The organism is Marinobacter santoriniensis NKSG1 (assembly GCF_000347775.1).
GTDB classification, from domain to species: Bacteria; Pseudomonadota; Gammaproteobacteria; order Pseudomonadales; family Oleiphilaceae; genus Marinobacter; species Marinobacter santoriniensis.
On sequence record NZ_APAT01000015.1, the window covers coordinates 54543 to 81228 of the forward strand.

Consider the following 26686-nt stretch of genomic DNA (forward strand, 5'->3'; position numbering starts at 1 on the left):
CTGAATCCATGTTTTCCTATCCCACGGTTCGTACCAGTTTCATCTTTGTTGCCATTGCCTTGGTAGGTCTGCTGTTTTCGGACATCGCCATCACGTCCTCCAACCCCTGGCAGGATCTGGCAAACTTCTTTCTCGGCGTGGTGACCCCGAACTTCTTCAGCTCCGAAGGGCTGATGACCGCCCTGCTGCGTACCGTGGCCTTCGCCTTCGTCGGGGTGGCCGTCGGCAGTGCCTCGGGTTTCCTGCTGGCACTGGTGTACCGCTTTCTGCCCGTGCGGATTTTCTGCAACTTCATCCGTGCGATCCACGAACTGTTCTGGGCCCTGATCTTTCTCCAGTTCTTCGGGTTTCATCCGCTCACCGGCGTGCTGGCCATCGCCATCCCCTACGCCGGCATCTTCGCCAAGGTCTACTCCGAAATCCTGGACGAGGCCGATCCCGGACCGCGCAATCTGCTTCCATCAGGCACCGGGGTTATCTCGGCATTCCTGTTCGCACGCATTCCCGACTGCTGGCACCAGATCCGCACCTACACCGCCTACCGGCTCGAGTGCGGCCTTCGCTCCAGCGCCATACTGGGCTTTGTGGGCCTGCCGACCCTGGGCTTTTACCTGGAAGCCTCCTTTTCCCAGGGGCTCTATTCCGACGCCGGCGCCATGCTCATCCTGTTCTACGTGCTGATCGCCACCATCCCCATCTGGGTGCGCCCGAAATTGCTGCCCATCTACGTGCTCTCGGCGCCATTCTTCCTGGGGGAAGGTTTGCCGATCGTCTGGGGCAATGTAGCCCGCTTCTTCACCCAGGACATTGTTCCCGCCCCGTTGCGCAATGGCGAAGGCCTGGCCGGACTGGTCCCCTGGCTGAATGACCTGATGGTAAACGCAGCGCTTCCAGGGATCTGGAACACGGTGATCCTCACACAGATTGCCCTGGTTGCCACCGGCATGCTCGCCCTGCTGGCCTTTCCCCTGGTGTCCAACCATTTTGGCGGCCCGGTCCGGCGCACCTTCGGCCACGTTTTCCTCGTGATAGCCCGCTCCACACCGGAATACGTGCTGGCGTACATTCTGCTTCAGTTGTGGGGGCCGTCCATGCTGCCGGCGGTGGTTGCCCTGGCCTTGCACAACGGGGGCATCATCGGGCACCTGATCGGTCGTCAGACCAACGGCATCCGCCTGCGCCCGGACGCCCCCAAAGGTTTCAACCGCTACACTTGGGAGCTGACACCCCGGATCTACCGTTCGTTCCTGGCCTTCCTGTTCTACCGGTGGGAAATCATCATGCGGGAAACCGCGATTCTGGGCATCCTGGGCATTTACACCCTCGGCTTCTACGTCGACAGCGCTATCCAGAACATCCACTTTGACCGGGCGCTGGTGCTGATCCTGATCACCGCACTGCTGAACATCGGCATCGACACCCTTGGCCGTTACATTCGACGCAAGCTCGCCCTGCAAACCATGCCGACCTGCTAGGCCCACCGAGAGCGCCGTCACATTTTCGTCAAGCAGCAACGATCAATATCAAATTCGCCCCACCATCGGCATTCTTTTGACGTTACACACTGTTACACTCGATCTGAAATCCACTGAATATCGGATCGGAAAATCGTATGTCGGACTGGCTGATCGTGATTACCCAGGCGGGCCTGATTGGTCTGCTGATGCTGCTTGCGTTCAGGATGCTGATGCTGACGCGCTCGGAATCGGCAACGGCACAGGTGCCCCAGGTTACGGCTGCGCCCTTTCCCCGCCCATCCGCTCCTTACCAGCGACAGGCCCGGGAGGCGTCGACAAGCCGTCCCACCCAGCTTCGCCAGGCAGAACTGATCACTCAACTGCACATCGTGGCCGGATTACAGGAACGGGATTGTCGGGAACGGGGGCTGCACCTGCCAGAGGCGGCAGAACCGGTACTGCGCTACGCCGCGGCCTGGCTGTATGGCGCTGCCAACGCGCTGTGCGAGCCCGCCGAGCGGCATTCGGAGGCTCTCAAGCAGCTTGTGGTCCAGATTGCCCAGCGGAAAACCGGGGTCAGTGAGCGCGGCGCACTGGCCGCGATTCGTTCATTGACGGAGGATACGGTGCACCTGGCCTGCTATCGCTGCGGACTCGAAGGCGCGGAACACTGGGGGCGCCACCACTTTGTTCCAACACCTTCCAGCCTGTTTGACGCGGTCACCAGCAACGCCTTTATTTGATCGCTTTCGCGTCCAGCGTCCAGTCCGTGCCCAGATCCACCGGCTCGGTACCGGCCTCGGCATCCACGGGCACACCGGTAATACCGGGCCGGGACAGGCTCCCATCGTCGGTGTACACCATGCTGTCAACGTCCACACCGGTCACTTCGTAAACCCGGTCGCCGGACATCACCCTGGAACGGTGGGAAAGCCCGAACACAAACCGGCAGTAGTCCAGCCTCAACTGCAGCACATCCTGCTCGGCCTTGCGGATTTTCCTGAGAAGTACACCCTGAACGCTGTCACCGTAATCCATTACCCTTTCCCTTTGATTGAACCGATTCGAATGTTACACCAACCCGGGGCAACGGGAGCACCACCCCGATCACGCTTCCGGAGGGTCACCGGGCCCAGAAGGTCAGTTTTTCCGGTGCCCGCCCTACCGGATCCTCGCCGCTCTGCAGGTCGATCCGCCACTGCATCCCCGATCCACTGGTGCAGAACGGCGCCGTGAATTGTGCGGTGTAGCGGTTGTCCCCGGCCTGTTTCAGGGGCACCGGGTACTCCCCCATATACATGGATTCGCCCCGCAGCACCGCCAGGAATCGACCTGGGTGGGTTGGCGCGGTCACCGATAACCGGAATTCGGTGCCCTGATTGCCGGTGCCGACGGACGTGATGGCCACCGACCACTGACCAGCGTCGTTTTTCCAGGTGCAAGGCCCCGCCTGGAGATCGCAGGCCGGGGCCGATCCGTCTGCCGAATCCCGGGCATCCGTGGAGAACAGATAATGTGGCCCGAATACCACCGCAGCGATCAGGGCCACCAGTAATCCTGCGATCGCGATGACACGTACCATTGTTCACCCCCGGTCAGCAAAAAACGCATTATGAGGGTTCGCGACGACAAGGCAAAGGTTTCTAAATTGTCGTCACTCATGAGAAAATACCGCGCCTTCCGTCCGATCTTTGGAACGGTTCCTCTTTCAACCTTTGATCACAGGACACGCCCGTGCAGTCGGATATATCCGTAAGGCACCTGAACAAAACCTACGGGGATGGGTTTCAGGCCCTGAAGGACATCAATCTTGAAATACATCCGGGAGAGATCTTTGCCCTCCTGGGCCCGAACGGTGCCGGCAAGACAACACTGATCAGCATCATCTGCGGACTGGTCAACATGACCAGCGGCAAGGTCACCGCCGGCGGCTTCGACATCGTTTCCCAGTACCGGAAGGCCCGCGAAACCATCGGCCTGGTGCCTCAGGAGCTCAATACCGATTCGTTCGAGACCGTCTGGGACGCCGTCTCCTTCAGCCGGGGTCTGTTTGGCAAAGCGCCCAACCCCGGCCACATTGAAAAGGTGCTCAAGGCCCTGTCGCTCTGGGACAAACGCAACAACCGCATCATGTCCCTGTCCGGGGGCATGAAACGCCGCGTGATGATCGCCAAGGCCCTGTCCCACGAACCCCAGATCCTGTTCCTCGACGAACCCACCGCCGGCGTGGACGTCGAGCTGCGCCGGGATATGTGGAACCTGGTCCGGCAGCTTCGGGAAAGCGGCGTCACCATCATCCTCACCACCCACTACATCGAGGAAGCCGAGGAAATGGCGGATCGCATTGGCGTGATTCGCCAGGGCGAGATCATCCTGGTAGAAGAGAAAAGCCGCCTGATGTCGAAACTCGGCAAGAAGGAACTGCGCCTCCAGCTCCAGCACCAGCTGGATCGGGTGCCCGGAGAACTGACCCTGGAGCCGGTGGAACTGTCCGAAGACGGCTGGGAGCTGATCTTTAACTTCGATTCCCAGCACGAACAGGCCGGCGTGGCACGATTGCTGAGAACCCTGGGCGAACTTGGCATCGAATACCGCGATCTCCAGACCCGCGAGAGTTCGCTTGAAGAGATCTTTGTCGGATTACTCAATGACTGAGCACAGAAACGGGAGAACGTCATGAACCTGCACGGCATCCGGGCGATCTACAAGTTCGAAATGGCCAGGATGAAACGCACGGTCATGCAGAGCGTGCTGTCACCGGTGATTTCAACCTGCCTCTATTTCGTGGTGTTCGGTTCCGCCATCGGTTCACGGATGGGCGACATCAACAACATCAGCTACGGCGCCTATATCATTCCGGGGCTGGTGATGCTCTCGCTGCTGATGCAGAGCATCTCCAACGCCTCCTTCGGCATCTACATGCCCAAGTTTTCCGGCACGATCTACGAAGTGCTCTCGGCCCCCGTGTCCTATGTGGAGGTGGTGCTCGGGTATGTCGGTGCGGCCGCGAGCAAATCGGTAATCCTCGGCCTGATCATCCTGGCCACGGCCCGGCTGTTTGTGGACTACCACGTGCTCCATCCCTTCTGGATGGTGTCCTTCCTGGTCCTCACCGCGGTGACCTTCAGCCTGTTCGGGTTCATCATCGGCATCTGGGCAGACGGCTTCGAGAAACTCCAGATCGTTCCGATGATGATCGTCACGCCTCTGGTGTTCCTCGGCGGTACCTTCTACTCCATCGACATGCTCCCGGAGATCTGGCAGACCATCAGCCTGTTCAATCCCGTGGTCTACCTGATCAGTGGATTCCGGTGGGCGTTCTACGGCGTTGCGGACGTACATGTGGGCGTGAGCGTTGGCATGACCCTGGTCTTCCTGACGCTCTGCATGACCACCATCTGGTGGATCTTCCGGACCGGTTACCGGCTGCGCCCGTGAAGATACCCCTTCGCCACCCGGCCATCGGCATCCCGGCGCTCCTCGCGCTGGCGCTGGCCGGCTGCGGAACCAATGCGGCACCGCCCCAGACCGGGCTGGACGAAGTGGACGCCTGTTTTGAGACGAGCGAGGGGCTTATACCGGTCACCCTGGAGCTGGCCACCGAGCATGCCCAGCGGCAGATGGGACTGATGTTGCGGCAAACCCTGCCTGCCAACCGGGGCATGCTGTTTGATTACCCGGAATCGCGGGAAGCGTCCCAGGGGTTCTGGATGTACCGCACCCTTATCCCCCTGGATATCGCTTTCCTGGACAAAGAACGGACCATTCACACCATCCGGACCATGACGCCCTGCCCCGAGTCCCAGGGTCAGCACTGCCCGGTTTACCCGGCCGACCACCAATACTGGTCCGCTGTCGAAATGAATGCGGGCTTCTTTTCAAAGAAGAACATTCAACCCGGCGATCGCCTGAGGATCGGCCGGGCCGCCTGTCAGGACTGACCGATCAGCGGTCTTTCCACTCCGGCTTGCGCTTCTCCAGGAACGCACAGATGCCTTCCTGGGCGTCTTCGGCCTTCATGTTCTCAGCCATGACCACCGCGGTATAGGCGTAAGCTTCGGCCAGCGGCATTTCCAGCTGGCGATAGAACGCTTCCTTGCCGATACGGAGGGTATGGCCCGATTTGTCCGCGATGGTCCGCGCCATCCGATAGACCGTTTCATCCAGAATCTGCTCGTCCACCACCCGGTTGACCAGACCAATCTCTTCCGCCCGGCTCGCGCTGATCAGCTCACCAGTCAGCAACATCTCCATGGCCTGCTTCCGGTGAACGTTCCGCGACAGGGCCACCATCGGCGTTGAGCAGAAAAGCCCGATGTTCACCCCCGGCGTTGCGAAACGGGCCGTGTCAGCGGCCACCGCCAGATCACAGGAAGCCACCAGCTGGCACCCGGCCGCCGTCGCAACGCCCGCTACCCGTGCAATCACCGGCTTGGGCAGGTTTACGATCTTCTGCATCACCTCGCTGCAACGGTCGAACAGCGCCTGCTGGAACTCGTGACTGTCGAAACGTTCGCGGATTTCCCGGAGGTCGTGTCCGGCGCAGAACACATTACCACGGGCGGCAATCACCACCACGCGGGTCTCGTCGTCCCGGGCCACCTCGTCCAATACCTCGCCCAGCGCCTCCAGCATGGCCATGGAAAGGCTGTTGCGCCGTTCGGGCTTGTCGAGCATCAACGTGGTGACGCCGTTTTCGGTATAGGTGTGAATAAGCGGTTCGGCAGCGTCTGTCATGGAAAATGCCCTGTCTTGTTGTCAGTGAAACGTGTGCGCCTGTCCAAAGAGGCCAGAAACAGTATTGACCAGAGTGCGGAGCCTGTCGAAGCGACTTTTGTCGGTATCGTCACCTTACACGGGGGTGGTTGGAATTCCGCACCCGCGCCCTCACACCTATTGGTAGTTCCCTCAAACCCTGGAGGTGAATACCATGTCCAAATCAATGATTCTCAAAGCAATCGTCGCGATCGCCATCATTGCCGGAGGCATCCTCGTCATTATGGACGACGACCCGAACGTCCCATCCGGCAACATTAACAGCATTTCGCCGGCACCCACTCAGGAATAGTCAATGACCAGCTCCGAAGTCACCCTGTCCACCTCCGAAGGCCGAATCTATGTAAAAACCTGGAACAGCAATAAAGGTGCAGAGTCCGAAAAGGCCCCCATCGTGCTGTTCCACGATTCCCTCGGCAGTGTCCGGTTGTGGCGGTCCTTCCCGGAGCACCTGGCAGAGGCTACGGGCCGAACCGTCATCGCCTACGACCGCCTCGGCTTCGGCCAGTCCGACGCCCACCCCGGCACGCTCAATAAACGGTTCATTCTGGAAGAAGCCGAAGCCACCTTTGACGCCGTCCGACAAGCGCTGAATATCCACCAGTTCATCGCCTTCGGCCACAGCGTCGGGGGCGCCATGGCCGCCGCCTGCGCGGCCCACTACCCCGACGACTGCCTGGCCCTGATCACCGAATCCGCCCAGGCGTTTGTCGAAGACCGGACCGTCGCCGGGATCGAAGACGCGAAAGTCGCCTTCGCCGAAGAAGGCCAAGTGGACCGACTCGCCCGTTACCACGGCGATAAGGCCGGGTGGGTACTCAGTGCCTGGATCGACACCTGGCTGTCGGAGGATTTTCAGGACTGGCGGCTCGACGAAACGCTGAAGCAGGTTCACTGCCCCGTTCTGGCCATTCATGGGGATGACGATGAGTTTGGGTCGCCGATCCACGCCGAGCGTTATACGGAGCTGCCGGAAGGGCCGGCGACGCTGAAGCTTCTGAAGGGATGTGGGCATGTTCCGCATCGGGAGCAGGAGGAAGACGTGCTGGAGGTGGTTAGGGAGTTTTTGGGGTAATTACTGGAGCATACGAACTTCCCCGTTCCCCAGGTATCTGAAGAGCTGCCCCTCATCATCTCTGAAAACGTCTCCGGTATTGATGACAGGCGGCTTCGAGGAAATCACCTTCAGCTCCCCGGTATTTTGATTCAGCAAATAGACAACACCGGCCGAGGTTTCAAAGAGCGAGAAGTTGGGAGCCTCGGACATCGTGGTGTTGTCGCAGCCGGTGAGAACAAGCGCTGTGAGAAGAATCCAAAATCTCATGTAAGAGTCACCCAAGAATCAACGCCGCGGCGAAGCGGAGACAAAGGCATCCGAGTGCCGCGCCTGGTTAGCGGTTCCCATGTAGGTACGCATTAAGCTGCTGCGCCTCTCGCAAGCCATAGACAACGAGAGCCCGCCTATCATGCCTTGGTAGCCGGGGCTCTGTCATCGCCGTCGTTGTCGAATCCGTGAGCGAAGACGGCGCTTGGCAGAGTCAACGCGACCGTCAGGCCGTCTGCACCCGGAAACTTGCCGGCAGGCAGTTGAAATCGACCAACGTTTCTTCCAGCGCCTGGCGTAACGGCGTATGGGGTTCAGCGCCAAGGAATCTGACCAGTCTGGTGTTGTCCAGGGTTAGCGGTCTTTGCCAGAGGTAGCGCATTTCACACAGTTCCCGACTGGTGGCATGAAAAGGAGCGATCAGCCGCAATGGCCACCAGGCAAACGGTCGCACGGGTGCGTTAGCCTCGCCACTGACCTGGCGCAGGGTATCGACCAGAACCTGGCCGTTGAGCGTGTGGCCGGCGAAATGGAAGTCAGCATAAGGGGGCAGGTCGGCCCGCTTGAGCATTAACTGGGCAAACGCTTCTGCCAGGTCAGGCAGATACGCCCACGTATGGTCAATCTGCAATGCGCCGGGGTAGAGGATACGGCGCAGTTGCTGGCCCGGGCGGACCATCACGCTGAACCAGGCAAGGCCGGTACCTGGCCCGAAGAAATCGCCGGCACGTAAGACGATCACGCGCACGCCCGAATCTGCGGCGGCTCGCAGCTTCTGTTCCATTTCCACGCGAATGGCGCCTTTACGGGTGGTTGGGTGCTGAGGGCTTTGTTCGGTCACACCATAGCCGATATCCGATGCGTAGTTATAGACATTGGCGGGAAAGACCAGAGCGGCGCCGCTGGCGCGCGCCGCTTCAATAACGTTCTCAAGCATGGGTAAGGCCTCTTCGCGCCAGTTGCGATAACCCGGTGGATTGACCGAGTGCACGATCAGATCGCAACCGCGCCCAGCCGCTTGAGTGTCCGCGGCGTTCATCACGTCGCCGCCCCGCCAGTCGATGCCCTCGACATCGACCAACTGCGCCGCAGCGGACTCCGGGTGGCGGTGCAGAGCCCGGAGGGACCAGCCGCGTTCGGCCAGATTGCGAGTGATGGCCTTACCGAGGCTGCCGGTGGCACCGAGCATCAGAACAGTGGGTTGCAGGGTGGTTGTCATGGTTGATCTCTCTTCGGTAGTTGGACAAGACAACCACTATGCTTCTTAATAAAATGAATATAAATTGGCGATAAATGCATGGAGGATATTCATAAATGAATATCAGAAGCAGGAGACGGCCGAGGGACATAGTGGCCGACTGGGGTCACTACCGGTCGATGCTGGCGGTCGTGCGTGAAGGCAGTCTGTCGGCGGCAGCCCGGCAGTTGGGGGTAACCCAGCCTACGCTGGGACGGCACATTGACGCGCTCGAAGCGCACTTGGGCCGGGAATTGTTCCGGCGCGACCGCAGTGGTTTGGCACCCACCGAGGCCGCACTGGCGTTATTGCCCCATGCCGAAGCGATGGATGCAGCGGCTGAAGCACTGCTGCGAGAAGCTTCCGGCGAGATAGCCGACCCCAGTGGCACCGTTCGCATAACGGCCAGCGAAGTGGTGGGGTGTGAAATTCTGCCCCGAGCGCTGCTGCCGTTGCGCGAACGCTATCCGGATATAGCGCTGGAGCTGGTCACCTCGGACCGACTGTCCAACCTACTGATACGGGAAGCCGACATCGCTGTGCGGATGACACCGCCCCGGCAGAGTGCCCTGGTGGCCCGCCACCTGGGCCAGGTTGAAGGGGGGCTGTATGCCCACCGTAATTACCTGAAACGCCGGGGTGTACCGACGGCACAGGAAGACCTTTCCGCTCACGCGCTCATTGGTTTTGATCGCGAGGACACCGCGTTGCGCTTTATGCGGGCACGGGGCGTGACGCTTGAACGCAGTGATTTTGACCTGCGTACCGATAACAACGCAGCCCAATTGGCGGCCATCCGGGCCGGCCTGGGTATTGGCCCCATGTTCAAGCGTCTGGCTGAACGCGACTCGGAACTTGAGGCGGTGTTGCCCGAGTCACTGAGCTTTGAATTGCCGATGTGGCTGGCCATGCATGAATCACTGCGTTCAGTGCGCCGGGTCAGGTTGGTCTTCGATCATCTGGCGGATGCGCTCAGTGACTGGGTGGTGGACTGACTGCGCCCCTGGGCAGGATTTGGCGGTTTATGGGCCGAGGTTGTGTAAACGGGCCCGTGAAAATATAACGCCCGCCTCACGCGCCGGTTTGGAGCCGCGAAGCGGCGGAAAAGCGGTCGCTGTGCAGCCGATTGTTAAATCCTCATATGTACGTTATCCTGCACAGGAACAAGATCCTGTACAGGAGCAGCCTTATGGATGCCATTAGCTACACATCCGCTAGAACCAATCTGGCAAAAACCATGGAACAGGTCTGTGAAGACCATGCACCCGTGATCATCACCCGAAGCAAATCGCAGTCCGTGGTCATGATCTCTCTTGAGGACTATGAGGCATTGCAAGAGACCGCATACCTCCTGCGCGCACCCAAAAACGCTCGTCGTTTGCTAGAGTCCGTTGCAGAGCTGGAGCAAGGCAATGGTCAGGAAAAGGAACTTCTTGAATGAAACTCATCTTCTCCGAGAACGCGTGGGAAGACTATCTGTACTGGCAGAAAACCGACAAAAAAATCCTGAATCGCATCAACAAGCTTATCAAGGAGACCAAACGAGAACCGTTCGAGGGTGTCGGCAAACCGGAACCCCTCAAACACAGCCTCGCTGGTTACTGGTCCCGCCGAATTAACGAAGAACACCGCATCGTTTACAAGGTCACGGATGACGCTTTGCTCATCGCCCAGCTCCGGTACCACTATTGATTTAACACCTAAGCATTTAATGGTCGTGCGCAGCATGACCTTTAAATGTCTGTTGGACTAAGCCGCCGGCACCGAAGCTGTCGGGCGACGCATAAGGGTAAAGTAATCGGGAGGCAGGGCTCGGAACGGTGAGGCTGGCTGCCGAAGGACCTCAGCACCAGTGAACAGTAGCCGGGTTATATCCATCATTGGCCGATTCCTTATTGTGATTTAGCTCAGACTACCCCGCAGATGCTGCTTTTTCCAGTCCCGGGCCGCACACCGGCCCAGCTCACAAGGAACCGTAAGCGATCACCCGCCAGATCAGTACAGCGCGAAGGCTAGCCGGTTGGCACCGCCACGATTCTGAAGCGCGGGATCTGACGAACCATGTGAACCAGGCCATCATTGCAGCGCAGGCAAGGCCAACAACGAGGCGGTTCCTGGTTCACTCGGTTTGATTCTGGTTGGGGTGGCTGTAACAGGCACTGTCGGATGACGGCCAGCTTTTGTCGTCGCGTTCGGTTGCTCAGGTAACCAAAGTGGCGAATGCGCATGAACCCTTTTGGCAGAATATGCATCAGAAACCGCCTGACGAACTCCTGTCCTTCCAGCCATTGGGTCTTTAGCCGCCCATGATCCCGGTAATCCTTGTATCGGAACGAGATCCGGTCACCTTCCATCGACAACAACCGCCCGTTACTGATGGCGATCCGGTGAGTGTAGCGAGCGAGATAGTCGACAACCGTATCGGCCTGGTTCAGGCAGTGTCGGGTATAGACAACCCACTCCTGTTGCATCAGGCCGTCGAGCAGGCCATCAACCTCACCGCTGTTGGTCACCCGATACAGTTCACCGGCGTTCGCCGACACTCTCAGCAACGACACCATTCGCCCCCGAAAGCGCCGCGATAATGCCCGTTGGCGGTTGCTCCATCGCTGGCTCGCGCGGCCTTGGCACTGGGGGCAATGTCGGTCCCGGCAGCCGTAATAACAGACCGAGCGGGCCTTGCAGTGATCACACTGCACCTCCATGCCGCCCATGCGGGCCGTCCGGCACCCGGTTAACCGGGCACATACCTTGAGGCGATGGCCATCCAGTGGCTCCTCAGGAAGGAACCGATCCAGAATCGTCTGGACGGTCAGTAAACTGGCCATCATCCACCTCCCAGACCGGCCATCAGGTCGACCGGTCCACGGTTGTGAGGTGTCACTCCGGGCAGCCAGTGCAAATACCGCTGTGTGCTGCGCAGATCGCTATGCCCCAGCAGTCGTTACAACTCATGCAGGGCAACGCCCTGTTCTAACTGGTGGGTGGCGTAGGCATGGCGCAGGGCATGAATGCCTCCGCCTTTGTGAATGCCACTGGCGCTCTTGGCCTGGTGGTAAACCTTCTGGGGTGTGGTGATATGAAGGTGCCGATCCGGCAGCAAATCACTGGGAAATAACCACGGCATGGGCCGACGAACCCGCCAATACTGACGAAGCAGACGGAGCAGTTCCGGTGCCATGGGCACCATCCGGTCCTTGGCTCCCTTACCCTGATCAACCCGAAGCAGGGAACGTTCACCATCAACATCCTTCACCTGCAACGCCACCGCTTCACTGACCCGCAGGCCACAGCCATAGATGATAGACAACAACGCCTGATGCTTGGGGTAGGAAACTGCAGACAGTAGGCGAGCGACTTCCTGGCGGGTCAGCAGTTCCGGAATGCGCTGAGGCCGCTTGGGTAAGACCAGCGTCACATCGAAGTGCGCCCAGTGCAGCACTTGCAGGTACAAAAACCGGATGCCGTGAAGGTAGAGGCGACAACTGGCGGGTGACAGGGCGCGCTCCTGGACCAGGTAGTTGAAATAGACCTGCAGGTCATCGACTTGCAGTTGATCCGGCGAGCGCCGGTAGTATCGAGCCAGCTCGGTTACCACATAGAGATAACTTTGCTGGGTTCGGGGGGAAAAGCCATGCTGGCACATGGCCTGGATCATGGTCTGACGTAACGGTGTCATGACGGATTCTCCTCTTCTGAAAAGCCCACCTGGGCTCATCAAAAGTATCCGTCAGTTCACCTGATCTCGCGGGAAATCCCGGGCCCATTCGCTACCGCGAAGCGGTTTAGTTCAACAACAACTTAGCCGAGTCGGACTGCTGTTGCCGTGTAATCGCGTGGCTTCTCGTTTTTACGCCAGGTGTGCATGCATCTTGATTTGGTTCTGACAATTTGAGCGACACACACCAATGGCCCGGCCCGCCACTGTGTATTCAATGCGAGAGAAAAATCGGATTATAAGGATTTGATTTTAATGGTGCCCGGAGCCGGAATCGAACCGGCACGGCCTTGCGGCCGAGAGATTTTAAGTCTCTTGTGTCTACCAATTTCACCATCCGGGCATTTCGGAGGGAGATTTGAGGGGCGGAATTGTATAAGGCCGTGTCTGGTAACGCAATTCTCAATCCGCCAACCGCCCCTCATTCAGCTTGCGTGCGGCTTGATCGCCCTGCCCTGGTAGATATAACCGGCGATCTTCGGCGCGCCCGGCACATAGAGGTTGTTGAGTTCCTGGATATCGAAACCCGCCTCCCCGATCAGGTCGCCGATGTGACGGTTGAGATGGCAGCCACCGGCGAGTTTCTTCCAGGCCGGGGTTATGCGGTCCTGCCATTTGCGCACGCTGTGATCGACGGACTGGCCGTGCTCGAGGAACAGCAGCTCTCCGCCCGGCTTCAGCACGCGTTTCATCTGTTCCAGGGCGGCCTGGCTGTCGGGGATGGTGCACAGCGTGAAGGTCAGCAGGACGGTATCGACGGATTCGTCGTCCAGGGGGATTTTCTCACCCGGCAGGTCGAGCCATTCCACGGTGACGCCGGATCGGCTGAGGTTTGGCTGCGCTTTCCTGCGCATGCCTTCGGACGGCTCAAGGCCGTACACCAGTTCCACCTGTGACTGGTCGTAGAACTCGAGGTTGATGGCGGAGCCCATACCGACTTCAAGGACGATGCCCCTCGCCTGCGGCACGACCTGGCTCCGTAACTTCATGACCTGGCCCATTGAGCAGGCCTTGTCTATGATGTGCGGAAGTATCCGGTCTTCGTAAAAACTCATTGAAATCACCATAATTGTTTTAAGTCAACGGTGCGACATTCTGACCTGTTGGCGTTTATGAATTTTATGTAGCATGTTCACCATCTGCCGGTAATAACAACAGAACAATATGAGCTAAGGCAGCGGCTGAGCGAGTGCTCCAGCAGCGCTTGTTCTTTTGTGATGTATGGTTTTGCCGGAGGTTCCCATGGAACTTGATCCTCTTATCCTATCGCGAATCCAGTTCGCGTTTGTGGTGTCATTTCACGCCATATTTCCGGTGTTTACCATCGGCCTCGCATCCTATATCGCCGTACTTGAAGGTTTGGCCTTCAAAACCCGCAATCCGGTCTGGGAAAAACTCTCGGGCTTCTGGACGAAGGTGTTCGCGGTGGTTTTCGGAATGGGCGTGGTGTCGGGTATCGTGATGTCCTTCCAGTTCGGCACGAACTGGAGTAATTTCGCCCAGGCCTCCGCCAACTTCCTCGGCCCGATTCTCAGTTACGAGGTGGTCACGGCGTTCTTCCTGGAGGCGGGCTTCCTCGGGGTCATGCTCTTCGGCCGCCACAAGGTCCCGGCGGGCGTCCACCTGTTCGCTGCCATCATGGTCGCGGTAGGCACCTTTATCTCGGCATTCTGGATTCTCGCGGCCAACAGCTGGATGCAGACTCCGGCCGGCGTTGAGCTGAAAGACGGCATGTTCCATGTGACTTCCTGGAGCGCCGCCATCTTCAATGATTCGTTCCCGTACCGCTTCACCCACATGGTGCTCGCCTCCTTCCTGACCGGCGGTTTCGTGGTCTCTGGTGTAAGCGCCTGGTACCTCCTGAAAGGTCGTGAGGTCGAGGCCAACCGCAAGGCGCTGTCCATGTGCCTGTGGCTGCTGCTGTTCATTGCCCCGGCCCAGGTGCTGGTGGGCGATTTCCACGGTCTGAACACCCTGGAACACCAGCCGGAGAAAGTGGCGGCCATGGAAGGTAACTGGGAAACCTCGTCCCACGTGCCCATGCTGCTGTTCGCCATTCCCGATCAGGAAAGCCAGAGCAACCTGGTGGAAGTGGGTATTCCGGGGCTGGCGAGCCTGATCCTGACCCACTCCTGGGACGGTGTTGTGCCGGGCCTCAAGGACATTCCCGTAGACGAGCAACCGCCGGTTGGCATCGTGTTCTGGTCGTTCCGGATCATGGTGGCCATGGGCGTGCTGATGGTGTTGTTCGCGGTGGCGGGCCTGTTCCTGCGTAAGGGGGGCCGCCTCTACAAGACCAACTGGTTCCTCCAGGGGCTTCGGTTCATGAGTATCGCGCCGTTCCTGGCGGTCCTGACCGGCTGGTTCGTGACTGAAACCGGCCGGGCGCCGTGGCTGGTCTACGGCATCATGAGCCAGGCGGACTCGGTCACACCGTCGCTGACCGGCGGTATGGCACTGTTCACCCTGATCGGCTATATCGTGGTGTACGCCTGTGTGTTCTCAGCCGGTGTCTACTATCTCATGCGGGTGCTGTACGTCGGGCTTGAAGATGAGCAGGACGATGAGGAGAACGAGTCCGATCGTCCCTCGCGTCCGTTCTCCGCGGCCCATGTGCCGTTTGAAATCGGCGAAAACGATCACGGCAAACCCGCCAATCAGGGAGGGCAGTAAAATGGAACAGTTCGATCTGGCCCTGATCTGGGCGTTTATCATCGGCTTTGGCATCATCATGTACGTGTTGATGGACGGCTTCGACCTGGGGGTGGGCATCCTGTTCCCGTTCGCGCCCAGTGAGACCGACCGGGATACCATGATGAACTCTGTGGCACCGGTCTGGGACGGAAACGAGACCTGGCTGGTGCTGGGCGGTGCCGGCCTGCTGGCCGCCTTCCCCATGGTCTACAGCATCTTCCTGCCGGCGCTGTACATCGGTGTCTTCCTGCTGCTGGCAGGTCTGATCTTCCGCGGCGTGGCGTTCGAGTTCCGGTTCAAGGCGCGGACGTCGCGCTACCTGTGGAACTGGGCCTTTGCCGGCGGTTCCACGGTAGCGGCCTTTGCTCAGGGCGCGGTGGTTGGCACCTACATCCAGGGCTTCGAGACCGCCAATGGCGTGTACGTCGGCGGTGCCCTGGACTGGCTGACCCCGTTCACGGTCCTCACCGGCCTCGGCATGCTCGCTGGTTACGCCCTTCTCGGGTCCACCTGGCTGATCATGAAAACCGAGGGTCGCCTGCAGGAATGGGCGTATCGCATCACGCTGCCGCTGTTGGCTGCGGTGTTGATCATCTTTGGCATCATCAGCGTGTGGACCCCGTTCGTGGATGACATGGTCCGGGATCGCTGGTTCTCCAACCTCAGCGTGATCTGGGTGCTGCCGGTGCTGACCCTGCTGTGCGCCTTCCAGATCTTCCGGTCGGTGCGCAATCGGTTCGAGGGCATGCCGTTCGTGGCCACCATGGGCCTGTTCGTCACCACCTACCTGGGTCTGGTGGTCAGCCGCTGGCCCTACGTGGTTCCGCCCAACTACACCCTCTGGGACGCCGCTTCAGCCTATAACTCACAGCTGTTCCTGCTACTGGGCCTGCTGTTCGTCATCCCGATCGTCCTGACCTACACCGCCTGGTCCTACTGGGTGTTCCGTGGCAAGGTCCGTCCGGGTGAGGGTTACCACTAAGTGACGGCTCCGGAACAGCGTACAACCCGGCGCTGGCTCACGGAGCTTGCTGACGGCAACCGCCGGTGGATACAGGGTACCGTACTCTTCGGTACCCTGGCCGGCGTCGCCACCATCGGCCAGATGGTACTTCTGGCCCTTATTGTCTACCGGGGCCTGATCGAAAAGACCCCGGTCTCCCATCTGACCTATCTCTTTCTTGCGCTGATCGGCGCCATGGCGGTGCGCGCCCTTTTCCAGGGGCTTCAGACCCGCATGGCCACCCACGCAAGCGCCCAGGTACGGCGAGCCGTTCGTCGACAGATTCATCAGCACTGGCAGGCGGCCGGGCCAATTGTTACAGGCCAGGAATCCGCCGGGGCGCTGGCCCGGGAATGGATCGACCACGTGGAATCGTTGCACGGCTACTTTGCCCGGTTCCTGCCCCAGATGAGCCTGTCCGTCATCATTCCATTGATGATCCTTGCGCTGGTGTTCTGGCTGGACTGGCTTGCTGCGATTTTCCTGCTTTTGTCTGCGCCGCTGATTCCCCTCTTCATGGCGCTGGTCGGCATGGGCGCCGAGAAGCTGAATCAACAGCATTTCGAAACCATCAGCCGGCTTTCCGGGCAGTTCCTGGACAAGGTACGGGGGCTGACCACACTGCAACTGTTCGGCCAGACCGAACCGGCGGCGGAGATCATCGAGCATCGCTCCGACCGGTATCGCAAGGTCACCATGAAAACCCTGAAAGTCGCGTTTCTGTCGTCGGCGGTGCTGGAGTTCTTCTCCTCCGTAGCCATCGCTGTCATCGCGATCTACATCGGCTTCGGGCTGCTCGGCTACATCGAGTTCGGTCCGGCGGACGAGCTGACCCTGTTCAACGGGTTGCTCATTCTCCTGCTGGCTCCGGAGTTCTTTCAGCCGCTGCGCACCCTCTCCCAGCACTATCACGACCGCGCGGCAGCGCTGGGAGCCAGCGCCGAAATCCTGGCCCGTTTTCAGCAATTCGAGCAGGAGGCCGGGACACCGCCCCGAGCTGTCGAGGCGAAAACGGACACCACCGGGACCATAGAGCTCCAGGATGTCACCTTCCGCTACGCGGACGCGTCTGCCGACCTCCTCCGTGGGCTGTCGTTAACGATTCCCCGGGGCCAGGCGATTGCACTCACCGGCCCTTCCGGTGGCGGCAAGTCGACGTTGCTGCATCTGTTGGCCGGGTTCCTGACACCGTCGTCCGGGAGCATTCAGGTGTTCGGCCGGGAACCGGGGAGTTTCAGCTTCGGGTGGCTGGGCCAGCGCGGCTTCCTGGTACAGGGAACCTGGGCGGACAATCTCCGGCTTACCTCACCCGACGCCTCCGATGTGGCCATCGAAACGGCCCTCAAACGGGTTGGCCTGGGGGATCTGGTGAACGGCCGGCCCGAGGGCATCGACAGTCCCATTTCGGAGGACGGTCGTGGCCTGTCCGGTGGGCAGGCCCGCCGGCTGAGCCTGGCGCGTATTTTCGTGGCGGATTACGACCTGATCCTGCTGGACGAACCCACCGCAGGGTTGGATGCGGACAGCGAAATTTTTGTGCTGGAGTCGCTCCACAAACTGAGCGAAGCCGGCAAGACGCTGATTTTCTCCACCCACCACCATGCGTTGCTGTCGCTGGCCGACCGGATTCTGGCGGTAAACCAGGGGGAGGTCTCCGATGCGTGACCTGACTCCGTGGCTTCGCCTGATCCTGAAACGCCGTGGCCGCCTGTTTATCGGGGCTCTGCTGATTCTCGCCACCCTGATCTCCGGCATTGCCCTGCTGGCCGTGTCCGGCTGGTTTATTACCGAGACCGCCTTGGTGGGATTGCTGCTCGCCGCCGGCGTGAAAGCGACCATCGATCTCTACGTGCCCGGCGGTGCTATCCGCTTTTTTGCGGTGTCCCGGACCGTGGCCCGTTATATGGAACGGGTGTACAACCACGACACCGTCCTGCGGTTGCTGACCGAAATCCGGACCACCCTGTTCCGGAAGCTGACCGGCGCAAGCCGAACCGGACGATCCCGACTGTCGGGCGCCCAGTGGCTGTCCCGCCTCACCAGCGACGTGGACGCCCTCGACACGCTCTACCTCAGGCTGATCGCCCCCGCCGCGCTGGCGCTTGTGGTCACCGGTCTGGTGGCCTTGCTGGCCTGGGTCCTGTTTGATGGTACCGTCGCCATCGCGATCCTGCTGTTTGGACTACTGGCGTTCCTGATCGCGACTGCAGGCGTGTTCTTCCGTACCCGGGACCTGGCGTTCCGGCAGAGCGACCAGCAGGAGGCGCTTCGCACCGCGGTGGTGGAGCATCTGGAAGGCTTTGCGGAACTCAGGGCGGCAGGACGGCTCGGCCGGCATGGATCCTGGCTGTTGCGGCAGGCCCATCAGATGAACGTTGAGCAGACCCGGTCCGAAACGCGGGTGGGCTGGCATCAGGCCGCCAGTCACCTGGTTCTGAATCTTTCCGCCGTCTTCGCCCTTTGGGCCGGCTTCCACCTCCATGAATCCGCGCACCTGACCGGGCCCGTGCTGGTCCTGCTTCCAATCGCCCTGCTCGGGCTGGTTGAGGTTTACACGATGCTGCCCGATGCGTTCGGGAAACTCGGTGGCACCCTGGCGGCGGCGGCCCGGCTGAATCGCGATACTACGCCAGCGAACGAATCCGGAACCGATGAGGCACCGCTTCCCTCAAACGGTATAGCCATCGAGGCAAGCGGCATCACCGTTCGGCACGACGACCTGCCACCGCTTCTGACTCATTTCGATCTGACGGTGGCAGAAGGTCAGCGGCTGGGCATCGTCGGCCCCTCGGGCAGTGGAAAATCGTCTCTGGCGGATACTCTGGCGGGGTTGCTGCCACCGACTCAGGGGCGGCTGGCCAGCATTCCCTGCGCCTATCTGACCCAGCAGACGGTGCTGTTCGAAGACACACTCCGGGCCAACCTTATCCTGGGCAATCCCGCAGCTTCGGATGCCGAACTCTGGCAGGTGCTGGAACTGGTAAGCCTGGGGGACAGATTCGCCAAAGAGGCCAGGCAACTTGATACCTGGCTGGGCAGTACCGGCAGCCGTCTGTCCGGCGGGGAGGCCCGCCGTGTCGCGCTGGCAAGGGTGTTACTGACGCCCCGGTCACTGGTGATACTGGACGAACCATTCACGGGCGTCGACAGCGACACCCGCGAACAGATCATCAAGCGCATGGACCGTTGGCTGGCTGGCAAAACCGTCCTGAGCCTGGCTCATGGGCCTGATGCACTGCCCACCACGGACCGGGTAATGCACCTCCGTTACTAGCCTGCCTTGACCACTTCAAAGGTCAGGCCGGCCTTTTTCTGGAGCCGGGTGAGCAGGTTTCCGTCCAGCAGCGACGCCGGCGTCCAGAAACCACCGGGACGCTCCTGGTCAATGTCGAACGCCAGGCACATGCCGGCTTCGCCCAGCATCTTGCTGGTGGAACCGTAGCCCGGGTCCCGGTCACCGGTCACTTTCGACATCAGCGTCTTGCCGGACTCGGTTCGCCCGGAAAAGCGCAGATCGAAGAAACCGGCTTTTTGCTCTTCGGGGCTCGGACCTTCGCCGGGCTTGGGAACCAGTTTCTCGACAATCCAGCGGGTCGGTTTGATAGCAGACGCCGTAAAGAAGGCGCCCAGCGCCCCGGTCATGGCGTAGGCAGCCGCCCTGCCCTTGAAACCACGGCCGGTCATCATGGCTTCGTCGTAGGTGAATTCCTTGCCGTAACGGGCGCCCTGCAATGCGTTCGACCGGTGAACAATGCGGGTATTGATCGCACCCATCACAAACGGCGCCAGCCAGACCCCGAAGGTCTCATCGAATTCCGCGGTTTTCAGGCTTGGCTGACGGGTTTCGGACCGGTGGTCCGCCGGACAGATCGAGAAGGGATTAGCCAGCTCCTTACGCAGTTGGGGGTCCGCGCCGGCTTCCTTCGCAATATTGATCATGGACGCCACGGTGCCGCCGGAAAGACCGCCCTTGGCCGCTTTTACGCGCATGCGGACGTCCTTGCAGGGTTCGCCGAAGGTCTGCTCAGCCTGTTGCTGGAGGAACCAGACACCCAGATCCGACGGAATGGAATCAAAACCACAGCAGTGGACGATGCGGGCACCGGAGGAACGTGCCTCTTCTTCGTAGCGCTCGATCATTTTGCGGATCCACTGAACCTCGCCGGTGAGGTCGCAGTAATCGGTGCCGTTACGGACACAGGCGCGGATCAGGGGTTCGCCATACAACGCGTAGGGCCCCACGGTGGAGATCACCACCCGGGTCTGCTGGCACATGGCCTGCAGTGACGCGTCATCGGAGGAGTCCGCCAGGACAACAGGAAGATTATCGGCTTCGCTGCCGAGTTCGCCCTTGAGTCTGGCCAGCTTCTGGCTGGAGCGTCCGGCAATGGCCCAGCGAACCGACGCGTCGGTGCCATAGGTCTCCAGGAGGTACCGGGTCAGAATGCTGCCCACAAAGCTGGTCGCGCCAAAAACAACCAGATCAAACGGGGAGTCCGAGTTATTTGTCATTCACAGGTCCTTGTCTTGCGTAATCTCACGTTGGTTCAAATCAGGATAATGCAGGGCCCTGACGCATCAGCCGTATAAGAATAGCCACTCCGAGCCCCCAGAAACCGTTAAGGATAAGCCCCCCGACCCATATCTGGGGCGTGGCCTCAAGCCCTTTGAGCGGAAACACCACCAGCATGGCAATCACCGTCGGCCCCACCGCGCCGGCGACGACATGTCCGAGCCAGAAACGCGAGCCCACGGAACGCCGCAGGATCAGCCACAGACCGATCCCCCAAAGGCCTCCGAAAAAGCTCAGGGAAATGACCTGCGGAACCCCGAACGGCGGAACCGGGGTCAGGTTGAAGGGTGCATTGGGAGCCAGCCCCGCCAGGTAAAAGACGGTAAACAGGCCCTGATGGAAGATCAGTGTGGCCAGAAATCCGGCAATAAATGCCTTGAGCCATTCCATAGTCAGTCTCACTTGTCCCGTGGGATGATTCTCCGAATCCTTTGTCAAAGCTGCAAATCAAGGTAGCAGCTTTGTGCTCTGCTTCCAGTTTCCGGGTCTGGTTGACCTCTGCGTCGTCTCGGCCAATCGTTTGCCGGCCCGCTTGCTGCACACTCATCCACTACAACAACCATTCGCGGTGGAGGTGCCCGTTGCTGACGTTTCTGCTCGCAATCAGCGTTCTGTTATCGCTTTTCAGTGCCTTTCTTTACTGGCAGACACTGGAGCAAAAGAAGATCATTCGCCAGATCCTCGCCCGGGAAGACATGGACGAGGTCGGCGACGACCCCGAGCTTGTGCTTACGGTGAAGGTCCGGGATCCGATTTCCGTCGCCAAAAAAGAGTCCCGATCGGCCCGCTTCCTCGCCGACCACCTGCCCGTTATGGTCAGCAAGATGGTCTATCAGGAGGTCATGAAGGAGCTGGAACGGGAATTGGCGGAGCGGCAAATCGATGTCGATATGCAGATTGAATATCGTTGAGATGGTAATAGACAGCCATGGCCACTGAACTCGCCCTGTTTCTCCTGCTACTGGTCCCCGCAACGCTGCTGGGGCTGGGTATGAATGAGCTGCAACAATCCCGGCGACAGGTTCGCCGCGTGCTCTCTCAACAGATTCGCGAACTCAGCCAGATCCAGAAACGCCGTATGGATCTTCTCGAGGTGCGCAATCGGGCCAAAGTGCTTGAGGGCACGGTCACCGGCGGCGCCAGCACCATCGAGAAGGTCCACAAAGCCATCTCCGGCACAACCTTCGGCCTGATTGACCTGTTCTCGAGGGATGAAGGTTTCCGGAAAAGCGCCCGTCGGGTGCAGGAAACCCACGACCGAAAGACCACAGAGATCTACGGGGCGGTCAAGACCACCAATCGCGCCCTCCACATACTGGCGGACACGCTGATCATCAGTAAGGCGGAAAAGCGCATCGCGTCCCGACGCCGACGGCCCACCAAACGGCCATAAAAAAAGGCACCCTGTGGGTGCCTTTTTTCTTGAACATCCGAAAGTTACAGAACTTTCTTCAGCTCTTCTTCAAGTTGCGGTACCGCTTCGAACAGATCCGCAACCAGGCCGTAATCGGCTACCTGGAAGATCGGCGCTTCCTCGTCCTTGTTGATCGCAACGATCACCTTGGAGTCGGACATACCGGCCAGGTGCTGGATGGCGCCGGAGATGCCAACCGCAACGTACAGCTGCGGAGCAACAATCTTACCGGTCTGGCCAACCTGCATGTCGTTCGGTACGAAACCGGCGTCAACCGCTGCACGGGACGCACCAACGGCGGCGCCCAGCAGGTCTGCAACGTTTTCCAGCATCTTGAAGTTATCGCCGTTCTGCATGCCACGACCACCGGAGATAACGATACCGGCAGACGCCAGGTCCGGACGATCGGATTCGGCTTTCTGCTCGCCCACGAAGGAGGACAGGCCGGCATCCTTCACCACGTCGCACTGCTCAACGGAGGCAGAGCCACCTTCAGCAGCAACGGGATCAAAGGCGGTCGGACGAACGGTGACAACCTTGATGCTGTCGCTGGACTTCACAGTCGCGATGGCGTTACCGGCGTAGATCGGACGAACGAAGGTGTCTTCAGACTCGACACGAATGATGTCGGACACCTGGGCAACGTCCAGCAGTGCTGCAACGCGCGGCATGAAGTCCTTACCGGTAGTGCCGGCAGCTGCCAGCACGTGGCTGTAGCCTTTGCCCAGTTCAGCAACCAGCTCGCCCAGGTTTTCGCCCAGGAAGTGACCGTAGGCAGCGTTATCGGCCACCAGGACCTTGTTAACGCCCTCTGCTTTCGCAGCAGCCTCTGCAACGGCACCACAGTTCTCGCCGGCAACCAGTACGTCGATGTCACCGCCAATGGCCTTGGCAGCCGCTACAACATTCAGGGTAGCCTGCTTCAGGCTGCTGTTGTCGTGTTCAGCAATTACCAGGATGCTCATTTAGATCACCTTCGCTTCGTTCTTCAGTTTATCAACCAGCTCAGCTACGTCAGCCACCTTGATACCCGCCTGGCGTGCTGCCGGGGCTTCAACTTTCAGGGTGGACAGACGCGGTGCTACTTCAACACCCAGGTCAGCCGGGGCCATGGAGTCCAGAGGCTTCTTCTTGGCCTTCATGATGTTCGGAAGTGACGCGTAGCGAGGCTCGTTCAGGCGCAGGTCAGTCGTCACAACGGCCGGGAGGTTCAGGGAAACGGTCATCAGACCACCGTCTACCTCGCGGGTTACGTTAACCTTGTCGCCTTCAACAACCACTTCGGATGCGAAAGTGCCCTGACCCATTCCGGTCAGCGCAGCCAGCATCTGGCCGGTCTGGTTGTTGTCGGAATCGATGGACTGCTTACCGAGAATAACCAGCTTGGGCTCTTCTTTCTCGACCACAGCCTTGAGCAGCTTGGCCGCCTCAAGAGACTGGACTTCTTCGTCGGTCTCGACGTGGATTCCGCGATCGGCACCCAGGGCCAGAGCGGTACGAATCTGCTCTTGTGCAGCCTTCGGGCCGATGGACACCACCACGATTTCACTGGCAACACCCTTTTCTTTCAGGCGAACCGCTTCTTCAACAGCGATTTCACAGAACGGGTTCATTGCCATCTTCACGTTGGCGAGGTCAACACCGGTGTTGTCCGGCTTGACGCGCACCTTCACGTTGTAGTCGATAACTCGTTTTACAGCGACCAGAACCTTCATAGATTCCTCGTTCTTCTACGATGGGTTTAATGACTCGCAATCCTCGCGGAGAGCCTGCCGAAAATAAGTGCGGACTAATACTGCAGGCAAAGGTCAAAAGGGTCAATAGCCTCAATCGACGCACCGGGACCGCTTTTAAAGCCAGTTGACCGGTATTGACCCGGACCGGCAATGAGACGATACTAAAAATCGACTCAAAACACACGATATTTCGGTGTACACGTACAATGCCAAAGCTTGGCCGAATTTTCAAACAAACGTTTGTTTGATTCTCCAATTCCGGTATGCTTTTGGCGATATAAGCCGCTTTATTCGGCTCCGGGTTGTCGTCTATAGGCATTTTTACCGGTATGATGACGCCCCTGAACTGGCCTGCGGGCAATAATATCCAATAGAAGCTGTTTGAGGAGACCAACGTGGAACGCGAATCGATGGAATTTGATGTTCTGATCGTCGGCGGCGGCCCTGCGGGCCTGTCGGCAGCCTGCCGCGTCATGCAACTGGCGCAGGAAGCCGGCGAAGAACTGACCGTATGCGTGGTGGAAAAAGGTTCTGAAATCGGTGCGCACATCCTCGCCGGTACCGTATTCGAGCCGACGGCCCTGAACGAACTCTTCCCGGACTGGAAAGAGAAAGGTGCCCCGCTCAACACGCCCGTCACTCGGGACGACATTTTCCTGCTGAAGAACCAGGAAAAGGCCACCAAGGTTCCGAATGCCTTTGTGCCCAAGAACATGCACAACCATGGCAACTACATCATCAGCTTGGGCAACCTCTGCCGCTGGCTGGCCGAACAGGCCGAGCAGCTGGGCGTTGAGGTTTATCCGGGGTTCGCCGCGTCCGAGACCATCGTCGAGGACGGCCAGGTGAAAGGCATTATCACCGGCGACATGGGTGTTGCCCGTGACGGCTCTGAAAAAGACGGCTACATGCCGGGCATGGAGCTTCGCGCCAAGTACACCCTGTTCACCGAAGGCTGCCGCGGTCACCTGGGCAAACGCCTGATCAACGACTTCAAGCTCGACGAAGGCAAGGATCCGCAGCATTACGGCATCGGCATCAAGGAACTGTGGGACATCGATCCGGCGAAACACGAGCCGGGCCTGGTCATTCACACCACTGGATGGCCGCTGAACGAATCCGGTTCCACCGGCGGCTCCTTCCTGTACCACCTGGAAAATGGCCAGGTGTATGTCGGCCTGATCACCGACCTGTCCTACAGCAACCCGCACCTGAGCCCGTTCGAGGAATTCCAGCGGCTCAAACTGCATCCGGAAATCAAGAAGTACCTCGAAGGCGGCAAGCGAGTGTCCTACGGGGCCCGTGCGATTGCCAAGGGTGGCTACAATGCCCTGCCCAAAATGAGCTTCCCCGGCGGCCTCCTGCTGGGCTGTGACGCCGGCACCCTGAACAGCTCCAAGATCAAGGGCTCGCACACCGCCATGAAATCCGGCCTGCTGGGCGCCGAAGCCGTCTTCGAAGCACTCAAGGACGGCAAGACTGGTGAAGAACTCACCGGCTTCCAGAAGAAATTCGAGGAAAGTTGGCTGTACAAGGAGCTTTACGCGGAGCGTAACTTCGGCCCGGCCATGCACAAGTTCGGTAACATCGTGGGCGGCGCTATCGCCTACTTCGAGCAGAATATCCTGCACGGCAGCCTGCCGATCACGTTCCACGATACCACGCCGGATTACGCGACTCTGAAGCCGGCCTCCGAGGCGAAGAAGATCAATTATCCGAAGCCGGATAACAACCTGACCTTCGACCGCCTGTCCTCGGTGTTCATTTCCAACACGAACCACGAGGAAGATCAGCCGGTTCACCTGAAGCTGACCAATCCGGACATTCCGATTCAGGAAAACCTGCCGAAGTACGACGAACCGGCACAGCGTTACTGTCCGGCCGGCGTTTACGAGGTTGTGGAGGCAGAGGACGGCAGTGGCAAGAAGTTCCAGATCAACGCCCAGAACTGTGTCCACTGCAAGACCTGTGACATCAAGGACCCGGCCCAGAATATCAACTGGGTGACGCCGGAAGGCGGCGGTGGTCCGAACTACCCGAACATGTAAGGTTCGGTAGTTCCCACAAAAAATGCGGCCTTTCGGGGCCGCTTTTTTTATGCCACAAGATCAAAAGCCAGACATAAAAAAACGGCTCCACAGGAGCCGCCTTTCAAAACCAGCTTTCAGAAAAGCTTAGTGCACGTGACCGTGCTCCTGCTCTTCGTCAGTGGCTTCGCGGGTCTCGACCACTTCAACGTCGAAGTGAAGGGTCTGGCCAGCCAGCGGGTGGTTGGCATCGATGGTCACGGTCTCGTCACCAACTTCCACGACGCGAACGATCTGGGGGCCGCCCGGAGTCTGCGCCTGGAACTGCATACCCGGCTCGATGGTGTCGACGCCTTCAAAGGCGGAACGCGGAACCGGCTGGATCAGCTCTTCATTAACTTCGCCGTAGCCTTCTGCAGGCTCAACGGATACCTTCACCTGATCACCAGACGCCTTCTCGGTCAGTGCAGTTTCGAGACCGCCGATGATGTTCTGCGCGCCTTCCAGATAAGTCAGCGGCTCACGACCTTCTACGCGCGAGGAATCAAGCTGCTCGCCCTGGTCGTTGGTGAGGGTGTAGTGAATGGTGACAACACGAGGTTGGGCCATTTTATCTCCTTGCGTGTCGCAATGACTGTATTTATGAATGTAGGTAATCGAAAGTGATCATGAACAGCCAGACTGCACAGAGGGACTAACGACCACCGGGCCTCGTTAGAGAGCCAGG

General features: G+C 59.5%; 30 protein-coding genes and 1 tRNA gene. 17 read left to right on the plus strand and 14 right to left on the minus strand.

Translation table 11 applies throughout. The features are described 5' to 3' along the window. The first annotated feature begins 8 nt into the window (after nt 1–8). Nucleotides 9–1475: a PhnE/PtxC family ABC transporter permease gene (locus MSNKSG1_RS05985; RefSeq protein ID WP_008938353.1), complete on the plus strand. Its 1467-nt coding sequence runs from the start codon at nt 9–11 to the stop codon at nt 1473–1475. Between the two features lie 137 nt (nt 1476–1612). Beyond that, nucleotides 1613–2200, plus strand: a complete 588-nt coding sequence (locus tag MSNKSG1_RS05990) for a hypothetical protein (protein WP_008938354.1) — start codon at nt 1613–1615, stop codon at nt 2198–2200. On the opposite strand, the gene MSNKSG1_RS05995 is transcribed toward MSNKSG1_RS05990, so the two are convergent. Together MSNKSG1_RS05995 and MSNKSG1_RS06000 are read right to left on the minus strand one after the other, a co-directional pair. Then, nucleotides 2193–2495 (minus strand): hypothetical protein, encoded by a 303-nt coding sequence (locus MSNKSG1_RS05995; RefSeq protein ID WP_008938355.1) that lies wholly within the window; start codon nt 2493–2495, stop codon nt 2193–2195. The two genes, MSNKSG1_RS05990 and MSNKSG1_RS05995, sit on opposite strands and share 8 nt — an antisense overlap. 85 nt (nt 2496–2580) lie before the next feature. Continuing rightward, nucleotides 2581–3039 (minus strand): hypothetical protein, encoded by a 459-nt coding sequence (locus tag MSNKSG1_RS06000; RefSeq protein WP_008938356.1) that lies wholly within the window; start codon nt 3037–3039, stop codon nt 2581–2583. 152 nt (nt 3040–3191) lie between these two features. Between MSNKSG1_RS06000 and MSNKSG1_RS06005 the strand changes: the two genes are divergently transcribed. From MSNKSG1_RS06005 to MSNKSG1_RS06015, 3 genes are read left to right on the plus strand one after another with little or no spacing between them, the layout of a single operon-like run. Next, entirely contained in the window at nt 3192–4112 is a 921-nt protein-coding gene (locus MSNKSG1_RS06005) for an ABC transporter ATP-binding protein (protein WP_008938357.1), read from the plus strand. Between the two features lie 21 nt (nt 4113–4133). Further along, entirely contained in the window at nt 4134–4895 is a 762-nt protein-coding gene (locus MSNKSG1_RS06010; RefSeq protein ID WP_008938358.1) for an ABC transporter permease, read from the plus strand. Next, the gene (locus MSNKSG1_RS06015; protein WP_008938359.1) at nt 4892–5398 is read left to right on the plus strand and encodes a DUF192 domain-containing protein; all 507 of its coding nucleotides are present in this window, start codon (nt 4892–4894) and stop codon (nt 5396–5398) included. The genes MSNKSG1_RS06010 and MSNKSG1_RS06015 overlap by 4 nt, the downstream gene beginning before the upstream one ends. A 4-nt stretch (nt 5399–5402) precedes the next feature. Here the strand turns inward: MSNKSG1_RS06015 and MSNKSG1_RS06020 are convergent, their stop codons facing one another. Continuing rightward, complete coding sequence (locus tag MSNKSG1_RS06020; RefSeq protein ID WP_008938360.1) at nt 5403–6194, minus strand: enoyl-CoA hydratase; 792 nt, start codon at nt 6192–6194, stop codon at nt 5403–5405. Nucleotides 6195–6387: 193 nt separating this feature from the next. Between MSNKSG1_RS06020 and MSNKSG1_RS19265 the strand changes: the two genes are divergently transcribed. Further along, entirely contained in the window at nt 6388–6525 is a 138-nt protein-coding gene (locus MSNKSG1_RS19265; RefSeq protein WP_008938361.1) for a hypothetical protein, read from the plus strand. Between the two features lie 3 nt (nt 6526–6528). Further along, nucleotides 6529–7308 (plus strand): alpha/beta fold hydrolase, encoded by a 780-nt coding sequence (locus MSNKSG1_RS06025; protein ID WP_008938362.1) that lies wholly within the window; start codon nt 6529–6531, stop codon nt 7306–7308. Here MSNKSG1_RS06025 and MSNKSG1_RS06030 read toward each other — a convergent pair whose 3' ends face one another. After that, entirely contained in the window at nt 7309–7557 is a 249-nt protein-coding gene (locus tag MSNKSG1_RS06030) for a hypothetical protein (protein ID WP_152638735.1), read from the minus strand. Nucleotides 7558–7783: 226 nt separating this feature from the next. Then, a complete protein-coding gene (locus tag MSNKSG1_RS06035; protein ID WP_008938364.1) occupies nt 7784–8776 on the minus strand; it encodes an NAD-dependent epimerase/dehydratase family protein in 993 nt (330 codons plus the stop codon). A 95-nt stretch (nt 8777–8871) separates the two neighbouring features. Here MSNKSG1_RS06035 and MSNKSG1_RS06040 point away from each other — a divergent pair, with 95 nt between their 5' ends. From MSNKSG1_RS06040 to MSNKSG1_RS06050, 3 genes are all read left to right on the plus strand, one after another. Continuing rightward, nucleotides 8872–9789: a LysR family transcriptional regulator gene (locus MSNKSG1_RS06040; RefSeq protein ID WP_051067765.1), complete on the plus strand. Its 918-nt coding sequence runs from the start codon at nt 8872–8874 to the stop codon at nt 9787–9789. A gap of 194 nt (nt 9790–9983) precedes the next feature. After that, entirely contained in the window at nt 9984–10235 is a 252-nt protein-coding gene (locus tag MSNKSG1_RS06045; RefSeq protein WP_008938366.1) for a type II toxin-antitoxin system Phd/YefM family antitoxin, read from the plus strand. Further along, nucleotides 10232–10486, plus strand: coding sequence for a Txe/YoeB family addiction module toxin (locus MSNKSG1_RS06050; protein WP_008938367.1), 255 nt, complete (start codon nt 10232–10234; stop codon nt 10484–10486). Before MSNKSG1_RS06045 ends, MSNKSG1_RS06050 begins: the two co-directional genes overlap by 4 nt. A gap of 320 nt (nt 10487–10806) precedes the next feature. On the opposite strand, the gene MSNKSG1_RS06055 is transcribed toward MSNKSG1_RS06050, so the two are convergent. The 4 genes from MSNKSG1_RS06055 to MSNKSG1_RS06070 all read right to left on the minus strand — a co-directional run bounded on the left by MSNKSG1_RS06055 (nt 10807) and on the right by MSNKSG1_RS06070 (nt 13567). Then, nucleotides 10807–11622: an IS91 family transposase gene (locus MSNKSG1_RS06055; protein WP_040886771.1), complete on the minus strand. Its 816-nt coding sequence runs from the start codon at nt 11620–11622 to the stop codon at nt 10807–10809. 116 nt (nt 11623–11738) lie between these two features. Continuing rightward, the gene (locus MSNKSG1_RS06060) at nt 11739–12473 is read right to left on the minus strand and encodes a tyrosine-type recombinase/integrase (protein ID WP_008938369.1); all 735 of its coding nucleotides are present in this window, start codon (nt 12471–12473) and stop codon (nt 11739–11741) included. A 295-nt stretch (nt 12474–12768) separates the two neighbouring features. Then, nucleotides 12769–12855: transfer RNA gene (locus MSNKSG1_RS06065), tRNA-Leu, on the minus strand. Between the two features lie 82 nt (nt 12856–12937). Then, entirely contained in the window at nt 12938–13567 is a 630-nt protein-coding gene (locus tag MSNKSG1_RS06070; protein ID WP_008938370.1) for a class I SAM-dependent methyltransferase, read from the minus strand. A 187-nt stretch (nt 13568–13754) separates the two neighbouring features. Between MSNKSG1_RS06070 and MSNKSG1_RS06075 the strand changes: the two genes are divergently transcribed. The 4 genes from MSNKSG1_RS06075 to cydC are packed head-to-tail and all read left to right on the plus strand — an operon-like array spanning nt 13755 to nt 19483. Further along, nucleotides 13755–15185, plus strand: coding sequence for a cytochrome ubiquinol oxidase subunit I (locus MSNKSG1_RS06075; protein WP_008938371.1), 1431 nt, complete (start codon nt 13755–13757; stop codon nt 15183–15185). A gap of 1 nt (nt 15186) precedes the next feature. After that, entirely contained in the window at nt 15187–16188 is a 1002-nt protein-coding gene (gene cydB, locus MSNKSG1_RS06080; RefSeq protein ID WP_008938372.1) for a cytochrome d ubiquinol oxidase subunit II, read from the plus strand. Then, nucleotides 16189–17874, plus strand: coding sequence for a thiol reductant ABC exporter subunit CydD (cydD, locus tag MSNKSG1_RS06085; protein ID WP_008938373.1), 1686 nt, complete (start codon nt 16189–16191; stop codon nt 17872–17874). After that, nucleotides 17867–19483: a thiol reductant ABC exporter subunit CydC gene (gene cydC, locus MSNKSG1_RS06090; protein ID WP_008938374.1), complete on the plus strand. Its 1617-nt coding sequence runs from the start codon at nt 17867–17869 to the stop codon at nt 19481–19483. Before cydD ends, cydC begins: the two co-directional genes overlap by 8 nt. Here the strand turns inward: cydC and MSNKSG1_RS06095 are convergent. Further along, nucleotides 19480–20721, minus strand: coding sequence for a saccharopine dehydrogenase family protein (locus MSNKSG1_RS06095; protein ID WP_008938375.1), 1242 nt, complete (start codon nt 20719–20721; stop codon nt 19480–19482). The genes cydC and MSNKSG1_RS06095 overlap by 4 nt on opposite strands. A 40-nt stretch (nt 20722–20761) precedes the next feature. Then, nucleotides 20762–21172 carry a hypothetical protein gene (locus MSNKSG1_RS06100; RefSeq protein ID WP_008938376.1) on the minus strand — a complete coding sequence of 137 codons (411 nt, stop codon included), beginning with the start codon at nt 21170–21172 and terminating at the stop codon, nt 20762–20764. Between the two features lie 191 nt (nt 21173–21363). On the opposite strand from MSNKSG1_RS06100, the gene MSNKSG1_RS06105 reads away from it, so the two are divergent. Together MSNKSG1_RS06105 and MSNKSG1_RS06110 are read left to right on the plus strand one after the other, a co-directional pair. Further along, nucleotides 21364–21693 carry a hypothetical protein gene (locus MSNKSG1_RS06105; protein WP_008938377.1) on the plus strand — a complete coding sequence of 110 codons (330 nt, stop codon included), beginning with the start codon at nt 21364–21366 and terminating at the stop codon, nt 21691–21693. 17 nt (nt 21694–21710) lie between these two features. Continuing rightward, nucleotides 21711–22175 carry a hypothetical protein gene (locus MSNKSG1_RS06110; RefSeq protein ID WP_008938378.1) on the plus strand — a complete coding sequence of 155 codons (465 nt, stop codon included), beginning with the start codon at nt 21711–21713 and terminating at the stop codon, nt 22173–22175. 44 nt (nt 22176–22219) lie between these two features. On the opposite strand, the gene MSNKSG1_RS06115 is transcribed toward MSNKSG1_RS06110, so the two are convergent. Together MSNKSG1_RS06115 and MSNKSG1_RS06120 are read right to left on the minus strand one after the other, a co-directional pair. Further along, entirely contained in the window at nt 22220–23161 is a 942-nt protein-coding gene (locus tag MSNKSG1_RS06115) for an electron transfer flavoprotein subunit alpha/FixB family protein (RefSeq protein WP_008938379.1), read from the minus strand. Further along, a complete protein-coding gene (locus MSNKSG1_RS06120; RefSeq protein WP_008938380.1) occupies nt 23162–23911 on the minus strand; it encodes an electron transfer flavoprotein subunit beta/FixA family protein in 750 nt (249 codons plus the stop codon). It abuts the gene before it with no gap. 416 nt (nt 23912–24327) lie between these two features. On the opposite strand from MSNKSG1_RS06120, the gene MSNKSG1_RS06125 reads away from it, so the two are divergent. Continuing rightward, the gene (locus MSNKSG1_RS06125; RefSeq protein WP_008938381.1) at nt 24328–25980 is read left to right on the plus strand and encodes an electron transfer flavoprotein-ubiquinone oxidoreductase; all 1653 of its coding nucleotides are present in this window, start codon (nt 24328–24330) and stop codon (nt 25978–25980) included. Nucleotides 25981–26106: 126 nt separating this feature from the next. Here the strand turns inward: MSNKSG1_RS06125 and MSNKSG1_RS06130 are convergent, their stop codons facing one another. After that, nucleotides 26107–26568 carry an FKBP-type peptidyl-prolyl cis-trans isomerase gene (locus MSNKSG1_RS06130; RefSeq protein WP_008938382.1) on the minus strand — a complete coding sequence of 154 codons (462 nt, stop codon included), beginning with the start codon at nt 26566–26568 and terminating at the stop codon, nt 26107–26109. Between the last annotated feature and the right edge of the window lie 118 nt (nt 26569–26686).

Bases quoted from the DNA above. Each gene is read 5' to 3' on its own strand.
- MSNKSG1_RS05985 (WP_008938353.1), top strand. From the start codon at position 9: ATGTTTTCCTATCCCACGGTTCGTACCAGTTTCATCTTTGTTGCCATT.
- MSNKSG1_RS05990 (WP_008938354.1), top strand. From the start codon at position 1,613: ATGTCGGACTGGCTGATCGTGATTACCCAGGCGGGCCTGATTGGTCTG.
- MSNKSG1_RS05995 (WP_008938355.1), bottom strand. From the start codon at position 2,495: ATGGATTACGGTGACAGCGTTCAGGGTGTACTTCTCAGGAAAATCCGC.
- MSNKSG1_RS06000 (WP_008938356.1), bottom strand. From the start codon at position 3,039: ATGGTACGTGTCATCGCGATCGCAGGATTACTGGTGGCCCTGATCGCT.
- MSNKSG1_RS06010 (WP_008938358.1), top strand. From the start codon at position 4,134: ATGAACCTGCACGGCATCCGGGCGATCTACAAGTTCGAAATGGCCAGG.
- MSNKSG1_RS06020 (WP_008938360.1), bottom strand. From the start codon at position 6,194: ATGACAGACGCTGCCGAACCGCTTATTCACACCTATACCGAAAACGGC.
- MSNKSG1_RS19265 (WP_008938361.1), top strand. From the start codon at position 6,388: ATGTCCAAATCAATGATTCTCAAAGCAATCGTCGCGATCGCCATCATT.
- MSNKSG1_RS06025 (WP_008938362.1), top strand. From the start codon at position 6,529: ATGACCAGCTCCGAAGTCACCCTGTCCACCTCCGAAGGCCGAATCTAT.
- MSNKSG1_RS06030 (WP_152638735.1), bottom strand. From the start codon at position 7,557: ATGAGATTTTGGATTCTTCTCACAGCGCTTGTTCTCACCGGCTGCGAC.
- MSNKSG1_RS06035 (WP_008938364.1), bottom strand. From the start codon at position 8,776: ATGACAACCACCCTGCAACCCACTGTTCTGATGCTCGGTGCCACCGGC.
- MSNKSG1_RS06040 (WP_051067765.1), top strand. From the start codon at position 8,872: ATGAATATCAGAAGCAGGAGACGGCCGAGGGACATAGTGGCCGACTGG.
- MSNKSG1_RS06045 (WP_008938366.1), top strand. From the start codon at position 9,984: ATGGATGCCATTAGCTACACATCCGCTAGAACCAATCTGGCAAAAACC.
- MSNKSG1_RS06050 (WP_008938367.1), top strand. From the start codon at position 10,232: ATGAAACTCATCTTCTCCGAGAACGCGTGGGAAGACTATCTGTACTGG.
- MSNKSG1_RS06055 (WP_040886771.1), bottom strand. From the start codon at position 11,622: ATGGCCAGTTTACTGACCGTCCAGACGATTCTGGATCGGTTCCTTCCT.
- MSNKSG1_RS06060 (WP_008938369.1), bottom strand. From the start codon at position 12,473: ATGACACCGTTACGTCAGACCATGATCCAGGCCATGTGCCAGCATGGC.
- MSNKSG1_RS06070 (WP_008938370.1), bottom strand. From the start codon at position 13,567: ATGAGTTTTTACGAAGACCGGATACTTCCGCACATCATAGACAAGGCC.
- MSNKSG1_RS06075 (WP_008938371.1), top strand. From the start codon at position 13,755: ATGGAACTTGATCCTCTTATCCTATCGCGAATCCAGTTCGCGTTTGTG.
- cydB (WP_008938372.1), top strand. From the start codon at position 15,187: ATGGAACAGTTCGATCTGGCCCTGATCTGGGCGTTTATCATCGGCTTT.
- cydC (WP_008938374.1), top strand. From the start codon at position 17,867: ATGCGTGACCTGACTCCGTGGCTTCGCCTGATCCTGAAACGCCGTGGC.
- MSNKSG1_RS06095 (WP_008938375.1), bottom strand. From the start codon at position 20,721: ATGACAAATAACTCGGACTCCCCGTTTGATCTGGTTGTTTTTGGCGCG.
- MSNKSG1_RS06100 (WP_008938376.1), bottom strand. From the start codon at position 21,172: ATGGAATGGCTCAAGGCATTTATTGCCGGATTTCTGGCCACACTGATC.
- MSNKSG1_RS06110 (WP_008938378.1), top strand. From the start codon at position 21,711: ATGGCCACTGAACTCGCCCTGTTTCTCCTGCTACTGGTCCCCGCAACG.
- MSNKSG1_RS06115 (WP_008938379.1), bottom strand. From the start codon at position 23,161: ATGAGCATCCTGGTAATTGCTGAACACGACAACAGCAGCCTGAAGCAG.
- MSNKSG1_RS06120 (WP_008938380.1), bottom strand. From the start codon at position 23,911: ATGAAGGTTCTGGTCGCTGTAAAACGAGTTATCGACTACAACGTGAAG.
- MSNKSG1_RS06130 (WP_008938382.1), bottom strand. From the start codon at position 26,568: ATGGCCCAACCTCGTGTTGTCACCATTCACTACACCCTCACCAACGAC.